This is a genomic window from Bacillus sp. BC08, from assembly GCF_054326875.1.
In genome coordinates this window covers 41469-63680 of the sequence record NZ_JBTGPA010000030.1, presented here as the reverse complement: position 1 = coordinate 63680, position 22212 = coordinate 41469, and the positions used below count along the sequence as shown (strand labels likewise).

Sequence of the window (22212 nt, the reverse complement as noted above, 5' to 3'; positions counted from 1 at the left end):
CAGCCGATTTTTGAGATGGAGTTTTACTGTCGACACATAGTGAGATAAATATAAATTATAGTATATAAAATAAGAAGTTTATGGGGATTATTCTAAATTTGTGATATTATGATTTTATAATTCAGAATTTTGTGGAAATTATGTAGTTGAAGTCCTTATAATTAAAGTAAAAAGATGATGAGATGGTGGAATGATGCAAAAGAAAAAACGTTGGCGTGAATTCTTTGGAACAATTGCAATTGCATGTTTGTTGGTGTTTTTGTCAAAAATCTTTTTGTTTTTTCCTACGACTGTAAAAGGAGCATCCATGAAGCCAACGTTACAAGATGGGGATAAGGTGATCGTTAATAAGTTGGCAAAGCAATTTGAAAGTTATGGGCGAGAAGATATTATTGTTGTGAAGACAGATAATTTTTATGTGAAAAGGGTTATTGGCTTGCCAGGTGATGTCATTGAAGTGAGAAATGATCAATTATATGTGAATCATGAAGTGATACAGGAAGCGTATTTGTATAGTAATAAAAAACAAGCTGAAAAAAAACTTATGAATTTAACAGAGGACTTTGGACCGATTACAATTCCTACAAATAAGATTTTTGTTATGGGAGATAATCGCTTAATAAGCAGAGATAGTAGAAATGGTTTAGGACTTATTGATAAAGCGGATGTATTAGGAGAATTAGCGGCAATTTATTACCCATTTGAACATATGAAAATAATGAATTAAAGTAAAAAACCAAGCAAATTTCATTTGCTTGGTTTTTTATCCCGCTTTAATGGGCAGTAAGACCCCACCTCAAAATTCAGCGAAAGCAAGGAAGTTAGGTGGGGGATCAACTGCCCATAAAAGCCCGATTGGTTCAACTAATAATCAGTGGCGGATGAAGCCCCCCCACTGATTAAAGTTTCACTTTATGTTAAATCGTAGGAGACTGATTAAATTCATAGACGTCTTCATTGTTTTTGTTCGTACTTAAAACGAATTTGTGCTGCAATAGTTGCAGTTTAAAGAATGCTAACGGATCGTGATAAGTTTCTGGGTTGCTTCTTAACGTTGCTAATGTTTGCTCGTCTTCCTGTATTTCAAGTTGAGCTGATTCTACATTTTGTTTCAGTATGCTAAGTGGATCTTTAAAGAACATCATGATATCTCGTTCTAATGCGCCTTCAAATACTTCAAATTGAAGGAAGAATTGTTTTGAGATTGTTTGAGCAATTTCCGTATAATCTTCCGTTTCAATGTATTGTTTATATTTGTTTGCGAGCATAGATTGATTTTTTTGCATGTTACCAAATAGTTTTCCCGCACTTTTTAAGAAAAATTGTGTTGGTGTAAATCGTAATAAAATATTGATGTTCGATACTGTAATTCGATTTGTCATACGTACAACATCTCGATGCCAATCATCTAGTAATTTGAAATCGCAAGGAAGTTTCATGCGTTCTTCTTTATATAATTTATTAAACGTTTCACTCATTTCATCTAAATAAGACTGAGCTTGAATAAATTCATTATGCGCTGTTTCAATCCACTCTTGAATAAACCCAGTAAATTTAGGAAGAAGCACTTGCTGTACATGTTTTTGAATTCGTTCGTTCATTGCAGCATTTAATTCCTCATGAACTAATTTGAAATCACTATCTTCTTGAACAAGATCAGAACAGCTCTGTAATAATTCAGGAATTTGAGAATGGATATCTCGTGTGATTTCTTCTTTCGTTAAAAGATAAGATTCTGTAATAGAACGAATTTTATCTTTTTCAAGAGCAGTAAGATTGTTAATAAATCCGTTTAGTTTTACTGAGATATGTTTATTCCAGCGTACGGATTTCACTAATGTATTTTCTAATTCCACACGTTCATTTACAAGGTATGCGATTGTTTTTTGCGTAAACCATATTAGTTTTTTTATACGTTCTTGTTCTATGTCGCGTTCAGCTAGATTAGAAAGAATAGATTCTGTCACGTCTCCAAGTTGCTGGCTACTCTCTTGTGAAGAAGAGTATGGGAAGAACTTTGCATTTGGGAAATGGACTTTAATCTTACTCATTAGTTTTTCATTATTGGCCGCACTATTTGTGTGTAATACGAAATGAATTTGTAAGTTTGGCACTTGTTCACGTAAATAAAGTAATGTATCAAGCTCTTCACCATGCAATGGTGAAGCAGAATTTAATACGTAAATAAGGCTATCTGCTGCTTGTAAGTATTCAAAATATGAGCTGTTTTTATCTACTTGCCCTTGAACAGATGGCGTAACAAGGAATGCAAATTTATTCTTTCTTAAAAATCTACTTGGCAATTTAATTTCTATACACTTCTTCTCAAGTTCTGACTCGGAAGGTGTAGCCATTATTTGATGGAATTCATCAAAGTTCGGTATATTGTGTACATCTAACGCAGTGAATTCTGTTATTTCAGTTTGGCTATCATCTTTAAATAGAATAGGAGTTGTTACAGTCTCAGTTAAGATGTTCTCTCCTAATATTGAATTGATGAATGATGATTTATCATGGTCACTAGTTCCCGCTATTAGTAATTGTGTAACATTTAAATCACATAGTTCATGAACAAGTAACGTAAATTGATGACTTAAATCCACATCATTTTTTTCAGCCCATACAGCAATTGTTTCGAATAAATGAGAAACGGTTTCCATATTTACATTTGTTTCAGCTGTTGAATTAGAGAGTAGGGCTCCCGCACTTTTTACGAGTAATGACTCTAAAGTTGTAGGTGAAACTTCATTCCATGCTAACACTGCAGCAGAGACAAATAGGGCATCTTTTGCTTTCGTTAAACTAAACCAATTTGTTAATAAATCTGGTACAAGTCCCTGCATTTCATGCATGAAATGTTCACCAGTAATTAATTCAAAGTACGTATCTTGGTAGCGTTCAACAATTTCATGCCAATCGTCATTGTTGTCTGTTTCAATATGTAAGAATAAATGATTTATTGTTTGAATCCAAGGTAGATGCAAGTTTTCATTTTGATAGCTGTTCCAAAGAGCAATAACAAGTTCTTTAAATTGGACTTGATCAATTGCATATAAAGCTTTTAAAGATTCATAGAAATATTCTGGTTTGATTTGTTTCGTGAATCCTTGATTCACATAATTGATTAAAGTATCGAACCAGTGTAATGATTTTGTTCGAATTCCTTCTTGAACGGCAAGTTCGATGGCGTTATTCCAATCTTCTTGTTTTTCATAGAATGAGCGAGCAATTGCAGTAATATTTGGATAGTCAGGTTGAAATGCAACAGCCTCACTAATTGTCTTAAATGCTAGACCTAAACGATCTTGTTCGATGTAAAGAGAAAGAAGTTGTAAGGAAACTTCCATTGTAAGAGTTGTATCTTCCGTTTGGATAGATTGATAAATTTCTTCTGCTTTTGGCAAGAATCCTAGTTCAAAATAAGAATCTGCAATATTTTTGGTGGCCCAAAGTGCAAGTTCGTTATTTACTTTCTCCCATTTAAATATTGCGGCTTCAAAGTCTTTATTTTGGTAATAAAATTCACCTTGAGCAAAGCGGATATTAGAAATGTTGGAGAATTCGTTTGTAGATTCATTTATATATGCTTCACCGAGTACTTCCGATACTGGAGTAGAAGTTTCTTCTGTTAAAAATGTTTTATAGTAAACCTTTTGGATAAATTGATTTTCAATGGTCATGTTCGTTCCCCCTGTATAATTTAGAAAAATGATGTTGTATGTAAAGGGTGCATGTTCTTTTTATAGGTAGAAGTTGCATTATATCGACCAAACTACGTTTTTGCTAGATATATCATTTTTCCTGAGAGTTAAACCGTTGCGAAAAGTAACTTTCCTTTATTGTAACAAAAAAACAAGCATATGAATTTTTATTTTTTAATCCGGCTATTTATGGATAATAAGACTAGCACTTCAAAAAGCGGTGAATACAAGGGAAGTAGGCGGGAGTTGGGTGCACGATTAATGGCTCACTTTCTTCCTGCTAAAGGAATGGATAGAAGTAGAGTTCATTATAAAAACAATGTATAGTGAATATGTATACCATGTTTGTCTGAAAGATAGAAAGGGCACAATGTGGAATAACGATTGTGCATAGGATGTGTCTTCCGAATGGAACAACATATTGGCGAGTTAATCGCGCATTATGGGTATTTTGGAATTATTATAGCGTTGGCAGGTGGGATTGTCGGATTACCGATACCAGACGAGTTTTTATTGACCTTTGTTGGTTATAATGTTTCAAAAGGAGTTATGTCAGGAACAGCTGCTTTTTTAAGTGGGATGGCTGGTGCGGTGTTAGGTATTACATTAAGCTACATATTAGGCTTAAAACTTGGACTTCCCGTTTTAAAAAAATATGGGCCGAAAATTAGAATTAAGGAACATCATATTGAAAAAACACACATTTTATTTGAAAAATATGGACCATTTCTTTTAATGATTGGTTACTTTATACCAGGAGTACGTCATTTAACAGCATATTTTGCTGGGGTGTCGAATTTAACACTTTGGCGTTTTTGTTTGTACGCTTATGGTGGTGCGCTTATTTGGATAAGTGTTTTTATTGGACTTGGCTGGAAGTTAGGAGAGAAGTGGCGTTTCGTTGAGTATAGTTTACATCATTATGGAATATGGATTTTATTCATTTCAGTAGTTGTTACAGGTGTTGTATGGTTTTACATAAAGAAAAAGAAAAACCGCTATTAGCGGTTTTTTTAGCTGAAAGCAATAAATAGTACACCAGCTGTAATAAAGACTACACCAATGCCAGTCATAAAGTTTAACTTTTCACCGAGTATAATCATAGCGAGGATGATAGAAAATACGACGCTTAATTTATCGACAGGAGCCACTTGTGAAACTTTCCCTGTTTTGAGGGCAAGGAAATAAAATAGCCATGACGAAGCACCTGCAATTCCACTTAATGTGATAAAGAGCAGTGCTTTTTTATTTAGCAGTACGTCTCCAATATTTTGAAATTTACCTTGTATAATAATAACGCCTACCATAAATAATGCCATAATAATAGAACGAACCGTTGTCGCAACGTTGGCATCGATTCCATCTAAACCAATCTTTCCGAAAATAGATACAAGGGCAGCAGCAATTGCTGATAATAGTGCGAATAAGAGCCATGAACTCATAGTAAAATTCCTCCAATCTTACATTATTATACATGAAAATCATTCTCACGTATAAAGTGAAACTTTAATCAGTCGGATTTTACCGTCTCGCAAAAAGCTGGATAGATAACGAAATAATCCCACCTTATATTTTTAATAAGGTGGGATTATTATACTACTCTGCAATTTCTTCATATAAAAAGTACGTTACATTATAAATATGTTCTACTTCATCGTCTGTCATAAACAATAATTCGTCACGCTCAATCCCTTTTTTCTTTTCAATAAACTCAATCATATTTTTGCGTTCTTCTCTTTTCATCAATTTTATTGCTCCTCTCAATCTGTTTTAATACAGTTTATTTAAGTTACTGCTATTATATAACAGAATCTTTAGAAAGTTCCACCTATTTTATTGTTTTTTTCAGAAGAACTTTTCGACAAAACAAGCCCACCTAAAGGGGGCTTGTTTTATTTTATAGTCGTAAAAACTCGGGCTCCGTCGTACCAGCACCATCGATGTAGTAAATTGTGTCAGGATTGATTTTAATTAATACATAATTAGGGTCTTCAGGACCGAGTAACCAGCGTTTTAAGCTATTATTCCAAAACTTATTTTTTAATGTGGAGTCTTCCTCGATGGAGGCTAGGCCTTCAACTTCAATATAATCTTCATCTAATTTTTTTCCTTCACGCCCAAGTAGTACATATACATTTGGATTTTTTTCAATATCTGTTATCTTTTTTGATTTTCGATCTGTTGCAACATATAACACAAAATCTTCGTGGAAAAACATCATAAAAGCGCTATGAGGTTTATTTTCACGTACAGTAGATAATACACCAGTTCGTTGACCACAAATAATCGTTTCAATTTTTTCTTTTAAATGCATGCTTTTAACCTCTTTTCATATTCTGTAATTTTCTTCGTCCAAATAAAAATGAAGTATCTTTCATACTCTTTTCATCAACATGATTTTTTAAACGTAATTGTGATGAAATCGGACAAGTTAGGAGAAGAATAATAATAATATCGAGGAGAAATACATACGATGGAAGGATGAAAAGCATGTTTAATAAAATATTTCTTATCGTAGCGCTGATTGGGGTACCACTTTCTGTACTGGGAAAAACACTTCATTGGCCTCAAACAATTATGTTCGCTGTGTATTGTATTACGATTATCGCATTAGCGGGTTTTATGGGCAGAGCGACAGAAAGCTTGGCAATTGTCTCTGGACCTAGAATAGGCGGATTGTTAAATGCTACTTTCGGTAATGCAGTCGAACTTATCATTTCAATTTTTGCACTTCAGGCAGGGTTAATTGAGGTTGTGTTAGCCTCTTTAACGGGTTCTGTACTTGGGAATTTATTATTAGTAGGAGGGCTATCCTTCTTTGTAGGAGGGCTTAAATACAAAAGACAAAGTTTTAATGTGTATGATGCAAGGCATAATTCAGCTTTATTAATATTTGCTGTTGTAGTAGCTTTTGTTATTCCAGAGATTTTTTCAATGAAGATGGACGCTGGAAAGACGTATCAATTAAGTATCGGTGTTTCTATCATTATGATTATTATGTACCTTGCTGCGTTGCTATTTAAGCTCGTTACACATCGTGGTGTATATCAACATAAAACGGATGAAGTAGCTCATGAGGAAGAACCAGAGTGGTCGAAAGGTAAAGCGCTACTCATTTTAGCAATAGCGACAATTGCGGTAGCTTATGTGTCAGAGGCGCTTGTGCATACATTTGAAACAGTTGCAAAATCATTTGGTTGGTCAGAATTATTTATAGGGGTTATTATCGTTGCGATTGTTGGGAATGCAGCGGAACATGCCTCTGCAATTATTATGGCGTATAAAAATAAAGTAAATATTGCAGTTGAGATTGCGATAGGTTCTACGTTACAAATTGCCATGTTTGTTGCTCCTGTATTAGTACTGCTTTCTATGTTCTTCACGCAAAGGATGCCTTTAGTATTTACAATACCAGAACTTGTTTCTATGATTACAGCTGTTTTCTTAACGATTGCGATTTCGAATGACGGAGATACAAACTGGTTTGAAGGCGGTACGTTATTAGCAGCGTATGTCATTATGGGAATTGGTTTTTATTTATTATGAAAAACAGGCATAACAATTGTGCTCAGGGAAAACAATAAACGAAGTAGTATATATACCTTTACGTAGGAAGGAGCCAGACAGGTGAAACGAGTATACAGCATATGTCTTTCAACTATGGTCTCGTTTATTTTATTATTTCCTAACAGTGGCTTTGCAAAGACAACGGTAGAAACAAAAATGCCTTCATCTGTTTTAAATATTTCCAAAGACAATACGTTTCCAAATGATGCGCAAGATTTGCCGCGCTTACAGCCGAGTAAGTTTGCTCAAGAACTATTGAAAACAGCAAATATTAAAATTGAAAATCCAGACTTAATTCGAATGTTTAATGAAACGACAATATCGAATGCGCCGCTTGCGGTAGGGTACCGAGCAAAGATTTATTTAGGTCAATGGGCTTTGAATTATGAATCGGTTGATACATCGATTAATTGGGAATATAAACAAGTAAATCGCAATGTGTACGATAATCGCGGAGGAGATCGCTTATATCCGCTACGCTATAAACAAGAAACGCAAAAGACGGTTGAAGGCGATTTAACAGCAGATATGAAAGATACTGCGGATGTGAAAAAAATGATGCTCCTCAAAGCGCTTGAAAAAGTACAATTGCCACTTTCATTTAAAACGACCATTGGGTATGGTACAGGGCATGAGCGCGTGTATAATATTAGTCCGAGTCAACTTGGATATTTATACGCTTATACACCAGCAGTAAATGAAAAAGGAAAAGTGACTTTTGGAGAAGTGTATCTTGTTTTAAAAGGAAATCAAAAAAGGCTTGTTGTAAAAAACATTACTTCACAAGGAATCGGAGCTGCTATTCCAATTCATGATCATTTGTATTTTAAATTCATTTCTTCTTCTCATTCGCAATAATATAAAAAAACGTCAGCTTATAAGCTGACGTTTTTTTATAATGTAATATTTGCTGTTTTTGATAAGAAATCTTCTGTTGGATAGTAGCTATTTTTTACAAGAACATTTGGTCCTAGGCATTTCACTGCAGGACAGTGACAGCTTAATGATTTTGCTGTTTTTGAGGCACTCCATTTGTCATACGCTTCTTGTAGTGTATTTGTTTGTACGTTACCTAGAAGGGGAACGTCACCGAAATCAGTTACAATAATATTTCCATCGAAAATGTTGACGTTTAAACGAGAACGGCCATCTGGATCGTTACGAACTGTTACATTTTTGCTTTCTTGTAATTTCTTAAATGTGGCGATGTCTCGCTCGTCATCGCTACAAGCATAGAAAGGTAAAGTTCCAAATAACATCCATACATTTTCATCGCGAATTTCTAGTAAATGCTCAATTGCATCACGAATTTCAGCTTTTGTTAAAATCTCTAAATTACTCGCGAAGTCACTTGGATACATCGGGTGAACTTCATGACGTTTACATCCCATTTCGTCAACGATTTGACGATGAATATGTTCCATGTGTGGTAGAGTTCGTTTATTCAGCATTGTTTCGGCTGATACGAGTACACCTGCATCTGATAGAGCTTTACTATTTGTAATCATTCGTTCAAATAATTTTGCACGTTGTTCATACGTAGGTTTACGCTCCATCATTGCAAATCCACCTTCAACGAAGTCATCAATTGTTCCCCAGTTATGAGATATATGCAATACGTCTAAATAAGGAATAATTTGTTCGTAACGTGCTAAATCTATAGTTAAGTTTGAGTTGATTTGAGTGCGAACGCCTCGTTCATGGGCGTATTTTAAGAGTGGTGTTACATAGTTGTCGACGGATTTTTTTGAAAGCATAGGTTCTCCGCCAGTAATACTTAAAGAACGTAAATGAGGAATCTCATCTAATCGTTTTAATAAAAGATCCATCGGAAGCGGATTCGGGTCTTTCGGCTGTAACGTGTAACCAACAGCGCAATGCTCACAGCGCATATTGCATAACGTCGTCGTTGTAAACTCAACATTTGTTAATAGTAGTTTGCCGTACTCTTCAAGGTCCATATACGCTTCCCATGGATCGTAAGAAGGAGTAATCGGCTTCATTTTTTGTGATATCGTCATATGAAATACTCCTTTGACTATTGAAATAACAATTTGTCCATTCTCTATAATAGAAGAATATGTGCTTTTTATAAAGTGAAACTTTTTTGTGAAAAAAGAGATAGGGCTTACATTTGAATGAATTACTGTGACAAAATTGATGAAATTTCATGCCCATAGCAATCATTTTTGCGGTATAATAAAAGCAACTCGAATTAAAAGGAGAGTGCCTTCATGGGAAAAGCAATTCAAGATAAAGATACACAATTAGTATATTTAAAAGAACGTTTAAATATGTTCATTGAAGTAATTGATACAATTGAACCTGAAGAAGTAGAATTAGAAGATGTGGATCGTCTTCTTGCGATGTTAGATGAATTAGAATTAAAATGTGAGCAATTTAAAAAAGACGAATAATATATTAAAAAGGCTGCCTATTCCAATTTGGTAGCCTTTTTCTGTACGGATAATAGAAGGACGATAGAAAAAGAGGTATAATCAAGTTGTGAAAAATTTCATTTATGCTTGAATAGCGTGAAACAAATAAAAAGCTGAAGAGCATAACAATGGGATTTTCATCTCATAACGTTTTGGTAGCGTTCACAATTGAGGGGGAAGTAACAATGGAAAAGCTTCAAGAAAGCATGTATCAACTAATTGTTGAAACGTCAACGAACTTACCGAAAGATGTTCGTCGTGCAATTCAACAAGCGAAAGAACGAGAAAATGCAGGGACTCGTTCTGCGATGGCACTTGGCACAATTACGAATAATATTAAAATGGCTGATGATAACATCTCACCAATTTGCCAAGATACAGGGATGCCAACGTTTAAAATTTATACACCAGTTGGTGTGAATCAACTAAAGTTGAAGGAAGCTATCTATCATGCGCTTGAGCGGGCGACAAAAGATGGTAAACTTCGTCCCAATTCTGTTGATTCTCTTTTTGGAGACAATAGTGGAAATAATTTAGGGCCAGGTACACCGGTTATTAAGTTTGAACAATGGGAAAAAGATTATATTGATGCACGTTTAATTCTAAAGGGCGGCGGCTGTGAGAATAAAAATATTCAGTATAGCTTACCGTGTGAATTAGAAGGACTTGGACGAGCTGGCCGTGATTTAGAAGGGATTCGTAAATGCCTTCTTCATGCAGTATATCAAGCACAAGGTCAAGGGTGTAGTGCAGGTGTAATTGGTGTTGGTATCGGGGGAGACCGCACATCAGGTTACGAATTAGCAAAAAATCAATTATTCCGTACATTAGATGATGTCAATCCAGTACCAGAGTTACAAAAACTTGAAGAGTACGTATTAGAAAATGCGAATAAGCTTGGCATTGGTACGATGGGATTTGGTGGAGAAACAACTTTACTTGGCTGTAAAATTGGCGTGTATAACCGTCTGCCAGCTAGCTTCTACGTATCTGTTGCATATAATTGCTGGGCATATCGCCGCCTTGGCGTAACAATCCATCCTGAAACAGGTGAAATTATGGATTGGCTATATCAAGAAGGTGACGATACACTTCAGCAAGAAGCACAAGAAAAAACGGAGCAACGTGAGATTGTATTACAAGCTCCAATTACAGAAGAGCAAATTCGTGAGCTTCGCGTTGGTGATGTTGTAACAATTAATGGCATGATGTATACAGGTCGTGACGCAATCCATAAGCATTTAATGGATAATGATTGTCCGGTAGATTTAAATGGACAAGTTATTTATCACTGTGGTCCAGTTGTCGTGAAAGATGAAAATGAAAACTGGCAAATTAAAGCGGCAGGTCCAACGACAAGTATTCGTGAAGAACCGTACCAAGGCGATATTATGAAGAAATTCGGTATTCGTGCTGTCATTGGAAAAGGCGGTATGGGAGCGAAAACATTAGCGGCTTTAGAAGAGCACGGTGGTGTATATTTAAATGCAATTGGCGGTGCAGCACAATATTATGCTGAATGTATTAAAGAAGTAAAAGATGTTGATTTCTTACAATTTGGTATTCCAGAGGCGATGTGGCATTTACGTATCGAAGGATTTAAAGCAGTTGTAACGATGGATTCTCATGGTAATAGCTTACATGCAGATGTTGATAAAACATCACTTGAAAAATTAGCTAGCTTTAAAGAGCCAGTATTTAAGTAAACAAAAATGCATCTCGAATCATTCGGGATGCATTTTTTTGGCATATATAGAAAAACATGTTCAGCATGAAAGAATGCGTAGCAACAGAAACTACAAGTACGATTATATATGGAAAGGAGACTATTTATGAAATATAAATGGTTATATATCGGTCTCATTTTTTCAATTATGATGGCACTTGTTCCAGTTTCAACATTAGCTTATACAAATACTCCACATAACTGGGGAATCCCGCGCCCTAAAAATGAAACAGTACCAGATGCAGGAAAGTTATATACAGATTTGCTACAAAAAAATGGTGGGTTTTATTTAGGGGATACAAAGAAAAAAGATATTTATTTAACATTCGATAATGGGTATGAGAATGGATACACAGGGAAAATCTTAGACGTATTGAAAGAGAAAAAAGTACCGGCAACTTTCTTTGTAACGGGTCATTATATTAAAACACAAAAAGATTTGTTATTAAGAATGAAGGATGAAGGACATATTATTGGAAACCATTCGTGGAGTCATCCTGATTTTACAACGGTAAATGATGCGAAGCTTCGTGAAGAATTAACGAGTGTAACAGAGGAAATTAAAAAAGTAACTGGGCAAAAAGAAGTCAAATATGTACGCCCTCCGCGAGGCGTGTTCAGTGAAAGAACGTTAGCTCTTACGAAAGAAATGGGCTATTATAATGTATTTTGGTCACTTGCGTTTTTGGATTGGAAAGTGGATGAACAAAGAGGATGGCAATATGCACATAATAATGTCATGACGATGATTCATCCGGGATCTGTTTTATTACTTCATGCAATCTCGAAAGATAATGCAGAAGCACTTGCGAAAATCATTGATGATTTGCGCGAGAAAGGGTATCATTTTAAAAGTCTAGATGACTTAGTAAAAAGCAATCAACCGTAAGCATGTATGCTTGCGGTTTTCTCATGCTATAATGATGTGTAAAAAGGATGGGGAAACGTATGTGGAGCGAACATGTTACGTTAGAGTATCCGTATCATTTTGAAGAGGTATTAAAACGGTTATCTTTTGATCCTCTTAACATCATTCAATTAGATGAGAAAGTCATTTATGTCCCGCTTTGTATAGATGAGGAACAGGTTGTTGTTCGCTTGCAAGGGATTGGTACTGTGCAAAATCCACAGTTTTGGATTTCTAGTCAAACAGGAGATCCAAAGAAAGTCATGAAACGAATGAGAGCCATTTTTCATTGGAATGAACCGTTTCAAGATATACAACATCATTTTTTAAACACATCATTACGTCCACTATTTGAAACATATGCTTATACTCCAATTATTTTAGAATTTGATTATTTCGCTTGCCTTCTTCGCTGTATCATTCATCAACAAATAAATTTGAAATTTGCTACTGTGTTAACAGAACAATTTGTAAAACGATATGGAACAGAGAAGAATGGTGTATTCTTTTTCCCCACCCCGGAAATAGTAGCAAATATTTCAATAGAGGAATTGAGAGAGCAGAAGTTTAGTCAACGAAAGGCTGAATATATAGTAGGATTAGGTCAAAGTATTGTCAGCGGTACATTAGACTTGGCGAGCATAGAAACCAGGGCGGAAGAAGAGGTTTCGGCACAATTGTTACCAATTAGGGGGATTGGTGCATGGACAGTGCAAAACTTTTTAATGTTTGGGCTTGGACGGAAAAATATGTTTCCGAAAACTGACATTGGGATTCAGCGTGCGGTGCAAGGGATATTTCAATTAGAGGATAAACCTGATGATGTATTTTTAGAAAAAGTGAAACAAGAGTGTGAACCATACTGCAGTTATGCAGCGTTATATTTATGGAAAAGTATAGAGTAGAGGTGTAATAATGATACAAAAGCAACATGAGAGTAAGTTGGAAGTTGGTCAAACATTTCCTGTGACAATTAAACGTCTTGGGATTAACGGAGAAGGCGTTGGTTATTTTAAGAGACAAGTCGTTTTCATTCCAGGGGCATTACCAGGAGAAGAAGTTGTTGCAGAAACAACGAAAATTCAGCGTGGCTTCGCTGAAGCAAAAGTGAAAAAAGTTCGTAAAGCTTCACCACATCGTGTGAAAGCACCATGTCCGGTATATGAAGAGTGTGGCGGTTGTCAGCTGCAACATTTAGATTATAAAGAACAATTAAATCAAAAGCGTGATATCGTTGTACAAGCATTTGAAAAGTATATGAATAACAGCTTGGAAGAGAAAATCCGTCCAACGCTTGGTATGGAAAATCCATGGCATTACCGTAATAAGAGTCAATTACAAGTGGGACGTAAAGATGAAAAGGTTATTACAGGGCTGTATAAGCAAAACTCACATCAGTTAATTGATATTGCTCATTGTATGATTCAACATAAAGCAACGAATGAAGCGACAAAAGTTGTAAGACGTATATTAGAAAAGTTGAATGTTTCTATTTATAATGAGAAAAAACAAAAAGGTTTAGTACGCACAATTGTGACACGTACTGCAGTTCAAACAGGGGAAGTACAAGTTACACTTATTACAACAAAAGAAGAATTACCAAATAAAGATCAATTTATCGCAGAAGTACAAAAACAAATGCCAAGTGTGAAATCAATTATGCAAAACGTAAACTGGCGTAAAACATCTGTTATTTTCGGTGATAAAACATTTAAATTAGCTGGAAAAGAAGTAATTCAAGAAACACTAGGTGATTTATCATTTGAATTATCAGCACGTGCATTCTTCCAGTTAAATCCAGAACAAACAGTTGTTTTATACGATGAAGCGAAAAAAGCAGCTGCTTTAACAGGCGATGAGAAAATTGTAGATGCGTATTGTGGTGTTGGTACAATTGGACTGTGGCTTGCAAATGATGCAGCGGAAGTACGTGGTATGGATGTAATTCCAGAAGCGATTGAAGATGCAAGAAAAAATGCGAAGCGTCACGGATTTACAAATACGAAATATGAAGCAGGTAAAGCTGAACAGTGGTTACCGAAATGGGTAAAAGAAGGATGGCGTCCAGATGTAATTGTTGTCGATCCACCACGTACAGGTTGCGATGATAAATTACTGGAAACAATTTTAAAAGTGAAGCCGAAACAAGTTGTTTACGTATCTTGTAATCCTTCTTCATTAGCACGTGATGTACAAGCATTAATGAAGAGTTATGAAGTGGAGTATGTGCAACCAGTTGATATGTTCCCGCATACAGCTCATGTAGAAAATGTAGTGAAGCTTGTTAGAAAGTAAAGTGTATTCATATTCCCTCACGATATGAGGGAATATTTTCTATGAAGGAGAATAAAATGAACAATTATAAATTAACGATTCAGTACGATGGTGCACGTTTTAAAGGATGGCAACGTCTCGGTAATAACGATAATACGATCCAAGGAAAAATCGAAAGTGTTATATCTGAAATGGTCGGAAAAGAAATTGAAATTATCGGTTGTAGTAGAACAGACGCTGGTGTACATGCTTTGAATCAAGTTGCTAACTTTCAAAGTGATGAGAAGTTAGTGGAACATAAAGTGAAAAAATATTTAAATCAATATTTACCTAACGATATTAGCATTACGGATGTAGAAGAAGTTCAAGATCGCTTCCATGCTCGTTACAACTCTAAAGCAAAAACGTATCTTTATAAGATTTGGAATGAAGAGCATACAAATCCATTTATGCGTAAATACAGCATGCATGTGAATAAAAAATTAAATGTGAAAAGCATGAAAGAAGCTGCGAAACATTTAGTTGGTTCACATGACTTTACTGCTTTTTCAAATGCGAAATCAAAGAAAAAGTCTATGGTTCGAGAAGTATATACACTTGATGTGATGGAAGAGGCAGGATTTGTACAAATTAGAGTAAGTGGTAATGGATTCCTTCATAACATGGTACGAAAAATTGTTGGAGCATTAATTGAAGTTGGATTAGGACAATTAGATGCAGAAGCAATTCCGCACATTTTAGAGGCGAAACAACGCAATCAAATTAATTGTCTTGCTGAGGCGAGTGGTTTGTATTTGGAGAATGTTGAGTTTTAATAATCAGTAAAAAAATCGAGCTGTGTAGGCTCGATTTTTTTTTGTTTTGGTGTTAAGAAGATTGTTCTTTCTTCGTACGTATCTTTAAATTCCAAAAAGCAGCAAGCATAATAGCTGCAAAGGAGCCGCTAATTGTTGCGAATAGCTTTGCATAAGGAAAGCTGTTCATATCCATGAGTAACATCATACATACAAGGGTAGGGAAGAAGGCTAAGTATTGTAATAACTTTAATTTGTTATCATTACTCATATATATCATTCCTTTCTAGTATGTTATATGTTTATTATAGCATATTTTACCAGTTTATATTTACACTTGGAAGCAGGTTTATCCTACATTAACAGGAAATACAGGTCCAATTAGTCAGGGTGGACAAAACCTCCATAGATTAAAGTTTCACTTCATTTCATATGTGTAAATGCAATTTTTTAATTCGATATTGTAAGTTTTGCCTACTTAATCCCAAAAATTTTGCAGCCTGTGAGATATTACCGTGGTACTCTTTCAGAATTTGATTGATGTAGTTCTTTTCCATTGCTTCTATTGTGTGCTTTAACGTTTTAGGTGCATCAGCATCGTTATTAGTTAGGAAAGGTTGCGCATTGAATTCCTTTTTTATTCGTTCGCGAAAGCGAGTGGGAAGATGAAACGCTGTAATGATATTTTCATCTTCAACTAAATTCATTGAACCCTCAATGATATGTTCTAATTCTCGTACGTTTCCAGGCCAATCATATGCATACAAGAATTCTCTTACATGTACATCTAGATCCGTCACGCTGAGCCCAAATTGAATGTTGTACTTTTCGATAAAGTGCTGAACAAGAGCTGGAATATCTTCTTTTCGTTCGCGTAAAGGCGGGAGACATAAAGTAACGACGCTTAATCGGTAATATAAGTCTTCTCGTAATCGATTGTGTGTAATTGCTTCAAGAGGGTCTTCATTAATAGTTGCTATAATGCGAACGTCAATTTCTTTTTCTTGTGTGCCTCCGATTCTTCGTATTGTTTTTTCTTGTATAGCTCGCAGTAACTTTGCTTGAAGTGCTGGACTTAATGAGTTGATCTCATCTAATAACAAAGTTCCTCCGTTTGCTTCTTCAAATAAACCAGCTTTATCGATAGCTCCTGTAAATGCACCTCGGTTCGTACCAAATAATAAGCTTTCCATGAGTGTATCAGGTATAGCGGCACAATTTTGTGAAATAAATGGTTTTGTTGAACGCTGACTTTCGTTATGAATACTTTGTGCAAATAGTTCTTTGCCGGTCCCAGTTTCCCCTACGAGAAGTATGGAGGAGGATGTACGAATGACTCTTTTAGCTTCTGTAATGACAGATTGGATAGCACTAGAATCACCGATTATGTGATCAAAGGTAAACTTATTATTTTGTTTTCGAGAAAGGCTTGTTTTCATTGTTTGTTTGGAATGGTTAATCTCTGTTGAAATTTCAATAGCACCTTTAATTTTTCCGTTTTCTATTATAGGGAAAGTGTTGTTAATCGTCGTAATTTCTTGTCCTTTATTGTTAAAATACGTTTGTTTTATATTTTTGTTTGTTTTTCCTAATTTTAATGCCTCTATAAGAGTACTATTTTTATTTTCTTCAAATGCGAATACTTCTAAAGGACTTTTGTATAGCACATCTGAGCGTTCCATTGATTCAATTTCCATCATTTTGCGGTTGTAGATAATCGTTTTACTTTCCTCATTAATAATATGAATCCCGATATCGAGCTCATTGAGTAAAGTTTCATATAGCATATTCATTTCAATGATCTGTTTAAAATTAATTTCTTCTGTACGCATAGATTATCTTCTCCTCATTTCACCCTATGAAGACTGACTTTTTATAATTTTATTAAAATTCTTATAAAATCGCAAAATTTTTTTGCGATTTTCCTTTTAAAACTTCTCAAATGATAGAAAAATTTTGCGGTTATGAAGATTTTTTGGGGAGAAACCTTCGTTTTAAATAGGAATTGGAGATTGGTACGCATTTTGCATAAATAATAGTTGAAATCTCTAAAGGAGGGATATGCAACGTTTCAGTAGCAATTAATAAGAAGGAGGAGTTTATAAAGTGAAGACGGTTATAGAAGGCGTGTATAGTCCTTGTTACGGGAAAGTAGAGAAGCTATTTGTTGCGGAAAGTTCATACGTATACGAGTGGGAGAAATTAGCGTTAATTGAAACAATAGATAAACAGAAAGTAGAAATTAAGGTAGGAATTAGTGGGTATATCGAATCATTAGAAGTAGTAGAAGGACAAGCTATCGCTGATAAAAAGTTATTAATAACAGTGAGGGATGATCTTTTAATAACAGGTAGTGATTAATCTATGTATTTTGCTCTTTTCAATAATTATTTTTATTATGAATGATTTTAAAAACGCTTACATGAAGTGGGTTTCCAAAGGGAAAAAGGGGGGATTTATATGATGGATCAAAACCAAGGGTTAAAACGAGAATTGAAAAGCAGGCACATATTTATGATTGCACTTGGAGGAGTTATTGGTACCGGTCTTTTCTTAGGATCTGGGTATACAATTCATGAAGCTGGGCCTGGAGGAGCGATTGTAGCGTATCTTGTTGGAGGATTTGTTATGTATTTAACGATGCTCTGTCTTGGAGAATTAGCTGTCGCGATGCCTGACGCAGGATCTTATCAAACGTATGCTACAAAGCATATTTCCCCTGCAGCGGGTTATGTAGTCGGATGGATGTCGTGGTTAAACTGGTCTGCTACGATAGGTATTGAACTGATTGCAGTTAGTATTTTAATGAAACGATGGTTTCCTGATGTACCGTCATGGATTTGGTGTGTAGCATTTGCGGTGCTGCTCTTTGCTATCAATGCATTATCTTCAAGAAGTTTTGCAGAAGTTGAATTTTGGTTTGCAAGTATTAAAGTCATTACAATCATTGCATTTATTATTTTGGGCGGGGCAGCAATGTTTGGTTTTCTAGATATGAAAGGAAATGAACCGGCACCAATGTTCTCTAGTTTTACTGATTATGGTGGATTGTTTCCAAATGGATTATCAGCTATTTTAATTACGATGATTGCAGTTAATTTTTCTTTCCAAGGAACGGAACTAGTTGGTATTGCAGCTGGAGAGAGTGAAAATCCAGAGAAAACGATCCCGAAGGCAATTAATAATACGGTTTGGCGTATACTTGTGTTCTTTGTATTATCTATTTTCATTCTTGCAGGCTTATTCCCTTGGCAACAAGCCGGAGTGATAGAAAGTCCATTCGTAGTTGTATTTGATAAAATTGGTATTCCTTATGCAGCCGATATTATAAATTTCGTTATTATTACAGCTGTTCTATCCGTTGCGAATTCAGGATTATATGCAACTTCTCGTATGCTATGGTCTATGTCTAATCAAGGAATGATTAGTCCGATTTTTGGTAAGTTATCTAAAAATGGTGTTCCTATTTATGCATTGATTGTAAGTACAATTGTAGGTTGCCTTTCATTACTATCAGGTATTTATGCGGAAGATACAGTTTATTTATGGCTACTTTCTATTGCCGGATTTGGGGCGATATTAGTTTGGGCATCTATTGCTCTATCTAACTTATTAGCTAGAAGGACATATATTAAGCAGGGCGGGGATGTGAAGGACTTGAAATTTAAAACACCGCTGTATCCATTTGTACCACTGCTTGCGTTAGTATTAAATGTAACGGTAATCGTAGCTATGGCTTTTATCCCAGAGCAAAGAATGGCGTTATATTGTGGAATTCCATTTATGATTGTTTGTTTACTGTTTTACCGTGCGACAAAAAATAAGGGAAGCAAGATAGAACATGTTGAAAAAGTAAATACAACAGAAGCAGAAAGTTTATAAATATATTAGAAACTTATGCTGAAAAAAGAGACTGTAAAATTGTAAACAGTCTCTTTTTTTGTGAAAATAAAGCTGGAAACATACTATGTATGCAAAGGGGAATTAGTGATGAATCAAGAAGTTTCACAGCTGTTAGAACAGATTGATTTACGAAAAGACGAATTACTAGAGCTTACAAAGGATTTAATCCGTTTTGAAACACCAGCACCGCCGGCGAGAAACACAAATGAGGCACAAGAATTTGTTGCGGATTTTCTAAGAAAACGAAATTTTAGTGTTGATAAATGGGATGTATATCCGAATGACCCGAACGTTGTTGGGGTGAGAAAAGGGATAGAAAGTGACACACATAAAAGTCTTATTATTAACGGACATATGGATGTAGCTGAAGTGTCAGCAGATGAGGCGTGGGAAACTAAGCCATTTGAGCCGTTTATAAAAGATGGTTGGTTAGTTGGACGTGGTGCAGCAGATATGAAAGGGGGACTGGCTGGAGCGCTATTTGCTATTCAGCTTTTACAAGAAGCTGGAATTGAATTACCTGGAGATTTAATCTTTCAATCTGTAATTGGGGAAGAAGTTGGAGAGGCAGGTACACTTCAATGCTGCAAAAGGGGGTATGATGCTGATTTTGCAGTCGTAGTGGATACGAGTGATTTACATATGCAAGGACAGGGTGGTGTAATTACTGGATGGATTACTGTGAAAAGCCCTCAAACATTTCATGATGCAACACGCAGGCAAATGATCCATGCTGGCGGCCGTTTATTCGGAGCGAGTGCGATTGAAAAAATGATGAAAATTGTGCAGAGTTTACAAGAATTAGAGCGTCATTGGGCAGTTATGAAAACATATGAAGGCTATCCATCTGGAACAACAACAATTAACCCAGCTGTTATTGAAGGCGGACGGCATGCAGCGTTTATTGCGGATGAGTGCCGGTTATGGATAACAGTGCACTTCTATCCAAATGAAACACATGAACAAATAATAAAAGAAATTGAAGAGTATATTGGGAAAGTAGCAGCTGCCGATCCATGGTTAAGTGAAAATCCACCACAATTTAAGTGGGGCGGAGAATCAATGATTGTGGATCGTGGCGAAATTTTCCCTTCTTTAGAAGTGGATAGTGAACATGCAGCAGTAAAAACCCTTAGCTCAGTACACGAATCAATTCTATCTAAAAATGCAATTTTAGATATGTCTGCAACGGTAACGGATGGTGGTTGGTTTAGTGAATTTCATATTCCAGCTGTTATTTACGGACCAGGTACATTAGAAGAAGCTCATTCAATAAATGAGAGAGTTGAAGTAGAACAGTTAATTGAATTTACAAAAGTAATAACAGCATTTATATATGAATGGTGTCATACAAAAAAATAGATTAGTATGTTGAAATCGTACAGGTATGTATACTTGTACGATTTTTTAGTGAACTATTTCAGAGCTGAACAGAAACAACTGAAATAGTTCTTTGTTTTTCTATGTCTTTCGTTTTAGTTCGATTAATTTCTCTTTCGCTAATTCAACAGCAATTGCATCATCTAAATAGCCAATTGGAAAGAGATAATCAGGGATAATGTCTGTTGATAAAATGAAATACAGTAATGCGCCTCCGAGAACCGCACGTTCCTCATTTGAAATAGTCTCGTTGCAAAATTGTTGATACATATCTGTTAATTGTTCAATAAAGGGGCCGGCGCTATCAATTTGTTCTAATTTACTCGCGAAACTTTCATGAATACGTTTTTCACCTTCTGCTGTTTGAGCATAGCGTTCATAGTTTTCAAGTTCTTGTTTTACGCGCGTTGTTGTATAGTCGAAATCGAATAAGTTAGAGGATTGCAGCGTTTGCTGAATTGTATCAAGAGATGTGTACATATCCGTCTTTTCTTTATTAATGTGAGGAGAATCAGGATACATTTCATCAAATAACAATTGGGGTGGAACTTGCAAGCATTCTGCAAATTTTTGTATATGTTTTTGTTTTGGTGGTTGTTTACCATTCATAATTCTTGAGATTGTTGCGGGATCAATATTTGTATGCATTCCTAATTGGCGCATGGATAAGGCACGTTCTTTTAAAAGTTTTTTTATTAATGTACTAAGCCGTTCATTTGGATTTTCTTTAGGCATTGTGAAGGCACTCCTTTTTTATTGTTGAAAAAATGTTGAGCATTTATTACATGTATATGAAATAGACAGGCACAGTTGCTCAACATTTTCATAAGATGCATGGAAAAGTGAGAAAAAGGGGTGGCTGTTTATGAGTACGGCAGGTCTATTTTCAATTTTTTTAATCGGGATTGCTTCTAATTTAGATAATGCAGGTGTTGGGATTGCATATGGCATTCGTAAAATCCGCATTTCGTGGTTTAACAATTTTATCATCGCATTTTTTGGATTTTTATTTACTTTATTAGCTGGCTTTTTTGGGAACTGGATTGTGTTATTTATTTCAGAGTTTACGGCAAACTTGATTGGAGCAATCGTTTTAGGCATAATCGGGGTGTTTATTTTGTGCCAGCCTTTCTTGGGACAAAGAAATACCGTAAGTTCTAAAGATGGTAATGTACTTATGGGGATTTTACGTGATCCAGAAAAAGCAGATTTCGATGGATCTAAAACAATTAGTTTTTCTGAAGCAATTGTGTTAGGCGTTGCATTGTCTATTAATAACATCGCAGGAGGATTTGATGCTGGGGTAACAAACTTGAATCTGTGGCTTACGGCATGTATTTCTGGGGTGTTTAGTTTTATTTGTATTAGTGGTTTTGCGTATGTAGGAAAACGATTTTTAGCAGCATACTTAGGGAAATGGGCTACTGTTATTGCGGGAGCTTTATTAATTCTTATTGGAATCGATCAGTTGTTGTAAGGAGAACAGAAAACAATGTTCGAGTATTTCCTTGGAAATACGGCA

22 protein-coding genes are annotated in these 22212 nt (G+C 35.5%); 14 read left to right on the top strand and 8 right to left on the bottom strand.

All coding sequences use genetic code 11. From position 1 onward, the window contains the following. Window positions 1-190: 190 nt before the first annotated feature. Window positions 191-727 (top strand): signal peptidase I, encoded by a 537-nt coding sequence (gene lepB, locus ACXVYO_RS09975; protein ID WP_073518154.1) that lies wholly within the window; start codon window positions 191-193, stop codon window positions 725-727. A 190-nt stretch (window positions 728-917) separates the two neighbouring features. On the opposite strand, the gene ACXVYO_RS09970 is transcribed toward lepB, so the two are convergent. Next, the gene (locus ACXVYO_RS09970) at window positions 918-3680 is read right to left on the bottom strand and encodes a tetratricopeptide repeat protein (protein WP_458466871.1); all 2763 of its coding nucleotides are present in this window, start codon (window positions 3678-3680) and stop codon (window positions 918-920) included. A gap of 429 nt (window positions 3681-4109) precedes the next feature. Between ACXVYO_RS09970 and ACXVYO_RS09965 the strand changes: the two genes are divergently transcribed. Continuing rightward, window positions 4110-4706, top strand: coding sequence for a DedA family protein (locus ACXVYO_RS09965; protein ID WP_458466870.1), 597 nt, complete (start codon window positions 4110-4112; stop codon window positions 4704-4706). Between the two features lie 8 nt (window positions 4707-4714). Here ACXVYO_RS09965 and ACXVYO_RS09960 read toward each other — a convergent pair whose 3' ends face one another. The 3 genes from ACXVYO_RS09960 to ACXVYO_RS09950 form a co-directional block, all read right to left on the bottom strand. Continuing rightward, a complete protein-coding gene (locus ACXVYO_RS09960) occupies window positions 4715-5143 on the bottom strand; it encodes an EamA family transporter (protein WP_000100304.1) in 429 nt (142 codons plus the stop codon). A gap of 154 nt (window positions 5144-5297) precedes the next feature. Beyond that, a complete protein-coding gene (locus ACXVYO_RS09955) occupies window positions 5298-5444 on the bottom strand; it encodes a BH0509 family protein (RefSeq protein WP_000817786.1) in 147 nt (48 codons plus the stop codon). Window positions 5445-5598: 154 nt separating this feature from the next. Then, entirely contained in the window at window positions 5599-6015 is a 417-nt protein-coding gene (locus ACXVYO_RS09950) for a pyridoxamine 5'-phosphate oxidase family protein (RefSeq protein ID WP_061676715.1), read from the bottom strand. Window positions 6016-6191: 176 nt separating this feature from the next. Between ACXVYO_RS09950 and cax the strand changes: the two genes are divergently transcribed. Both cax and ACXVYO_RS09940 read left to right on the top strand, forming a co-directional pair. Next, window positions 6192-7247, top strand: coding sequence for a calcium/proton exchanger (gene cax / locus ACXVYO_RS09945; RefSeq protein ID WP_327811185.1), 1056 nt, complete (start codon window positions 6192-6194; stop codon window positions 7245-7247). Window positions 7248-7328: 81 nt separating this feature from the next. After that, window positions 7329-8126 carry a YfkD family protein gene (locus ACXVYO_RS09940; protein WP_458466869.1) on the top strand — a complete coding sequence of 266 codons (798 nt, stop codon included), beginning with the start codon at window positions 7329-7331 and terminating at the stop codon, window positions 8124-8126. A 35-nt stretch (window positions 8127-8161) separates the two neighbouring features. Here ACXVYO_RS09940 and yfkAB read toward each other — a convergent pair whose 3' ends face one another. Then, complete coding sequence (gene yfkAB / locus ACXVYO_RS09935; protein WP_063263193.1) at window positions 8162-9289, bottom strand: radical SAM/CxCxxxxC motif protein YfkAB; 1128 nt, start codon at window positions 9287-9289, stop codon at window positions 8162-8164. A gap of 213 nt (window positions 9290-9502) precedes the next feature. Here yfkAB and ACXVYO_RS09930 point away from each other — a divergent pair, with 213 nt between their 5' ends. From ACXVYO_RS09930 to truA, 6 genes are all read left to right on the top strand, one after another. Next, window positions 9503-9685, top strand: a complete 183-nt coding sequence (locus ACXVYO_RS09930) for an SE1561 family protein (RefSeq protein ID WP_000513558.1) — start codon at window positions 9503-9505, stop codon at window positions 9683-9685. Between the two features lie 206 nt (window positions 9686-9891). Further along, a complete protein-coding gene (gene fumA / locus ACXVYO_RS09925; protein WP_080467825.1) occupies window positions 9892-11412 on the top strand; it encodes a class I fumarate hydratase in 1521 nt (506 codons plus the stop codon). 126 nt (window positions 11413-11538) lie between these two features. Continuing rightward, the gene (pdaA, locus tag ACXVYO_RS09920) at window positions 11539-12321 is read left to right on the top strand and encodes a delta-lactam-biosynthetic de-N-acetylase (protein ID WP_061676720.1); all 783 of its coding nucleotides are present in this window, start codon (window positions 11539-11541) and stop codon (window positions 12319-12321) included. Between the two features lie 59 nt (window positions 12322-12380). Next, window positions 12381-13244, top strand: a complete 864-nt coding sequence (locus tag ACXVYO_RS09915; RefSeq protein WP_458466868.1) for a DNA-3-methyladenine glycosylase family protein — start codon at window positions 12381-12383, stop codon at window positions 13242-13244. A 10-nt stretch (window positions 13245-13254) separates the two neighbouring features. Next, window positions 13255-14634 carry a 23S rRNA (uracil(1939)-C(5))-methyltransferase RlmD gene (gene rlmD / locus ACXVYO_RS09910; protein ID WP_088022763.1) on the top strand — a complete coding sequence of 460 codons (1380 nt, stop codon included), beginning with the start codon at window positions 13255-13257 and terminating at the stop codon, window positions 14632-14634. Window positions 14635-14690: 56 nt separating this feature from the next. Further along, window positions 14691-15428 (top strand): tRNA pseudouridine(38-40) synthase TruA, encoded by a 738-nt coding sequence (truA, locus tag ACXVYO_RS09905; RefSeq protein WP_061676723.1) that lies wholly within the window; start codon window positions 14691-14693, stop codon window positions 15426-15428. Window positions 15429-15480: 52 nt separating this feature from the next. Here truA and ACXVYO_RS09900 read toward each other — a convergent pair whose 3' ends face one another. Together ACXVYO_RS09900 and ACXVYO_RS09895 are read right to left on the bottom strand one after the other, a co-directional pair. Beyond that, window positions 15481-15678: a hypothetical protein gene (locus ACXVYO_RS09900; protein ID WP_458466867.1), complete on the bottom strand. Its 198-nt coding sequence runs from the start codon at window positions 15676-15678 to the stop codon at window positions 15481-15483. A gap of 157 nt (window positions 15679-15835) precedes the next feature. After that, the gene (locus ACXVYO_RS09895; RefSeq protein ID WP_458466866.1) at window positions 15836-17239 is read right to left on the bottom strand and encodes a sigma-54 interaction domain-containing protein; all 1404 of its coding nucleotides are present in this window, start codon (window positions 17237-17239) and stop codon (window positions 15836-15838) included. A gap of 274 nt (window positions 17240-17513) precedes the next feature. Between ACXVYO_RS09895 and ACXVYO_RS09890 the strand changes: the two genes are divergently transcribed. The 3 genes from ACXVYO_RS09890 (at window position 17514) to ACXVYO_RS09880 (ending at window position 20672) form a co-directional block, all read left to right on the top strand. Next, window positions 17514-17768: a biotin/lipoyl-containing protein gene (locus tag ACXVYO_RS09890; RefSeq protein WP_000859483.1), complete on the top strand. Its 255-nt coding sequence runs from the start codon at window positions 17514-17516 to the stop codon at window positions 17766-17768. Window positions 17769-17867: 99 nt separating this feature from the next. After that, window positions 17868-19289, top strand: a complete 1422-nt coding sequence (locus ACXVYO_RS09885) for an amino acid permease (RefSeq protein ID WP_458466865.1) — start codon at window positions 17868-17870, stop codon at window positions 19287-19289. Window positions 19290-19397: 108 nt separating this feature from the next. Beyond that, window positions 19398-20672 carry an acetylornithine deacetylase gene (locus tag ACXVYO_RS09880; protein ID WP_458466864.1) on the top strand — a complete coding sequence of 425 codons (1275 nt, stop codon included), beginning with the start codon at window positions 19398-19400 and terminating at the stop codon, window positions 20670-20672. A gap of 99 nt (window positions 20673-20771) precedes the next feature. On the opposite strand, the gene ACXVYO_RS09875 is transcribed toward ACXVYO_RS09880, so the two are convergent. Further along, the gene (locus ACXVYO_RS09875) at window positions 20772-21425 is read right to left on the bottom strand and encodes a DUF1232 domain-containing protein (RefSeq protein ID WP_458466863.1); all 654 of its coding nucleotides are present in this window, start codon (window positions 21423-21425) and stop codon (window positions 20772-20774) included. 130 nt (window positions 21426-21555) lie between these two features. Here ACXVYO_RS09875 and ACXVYO_RS09870 point away from each other — a divergent pair, with 130 nt between their 5' ends. Beyond that, window positions 21556-22167, top strand: coding sequence for a manganese efflux pump (locus ACXVYO_RS09870; protein ID WP_458466862.1), 612 nt, complete (start codon window positions 21556-21558; stop codon window positions 22165-22167). Window positions 22168-22212 lie beyond the last annotated feature (45 nt).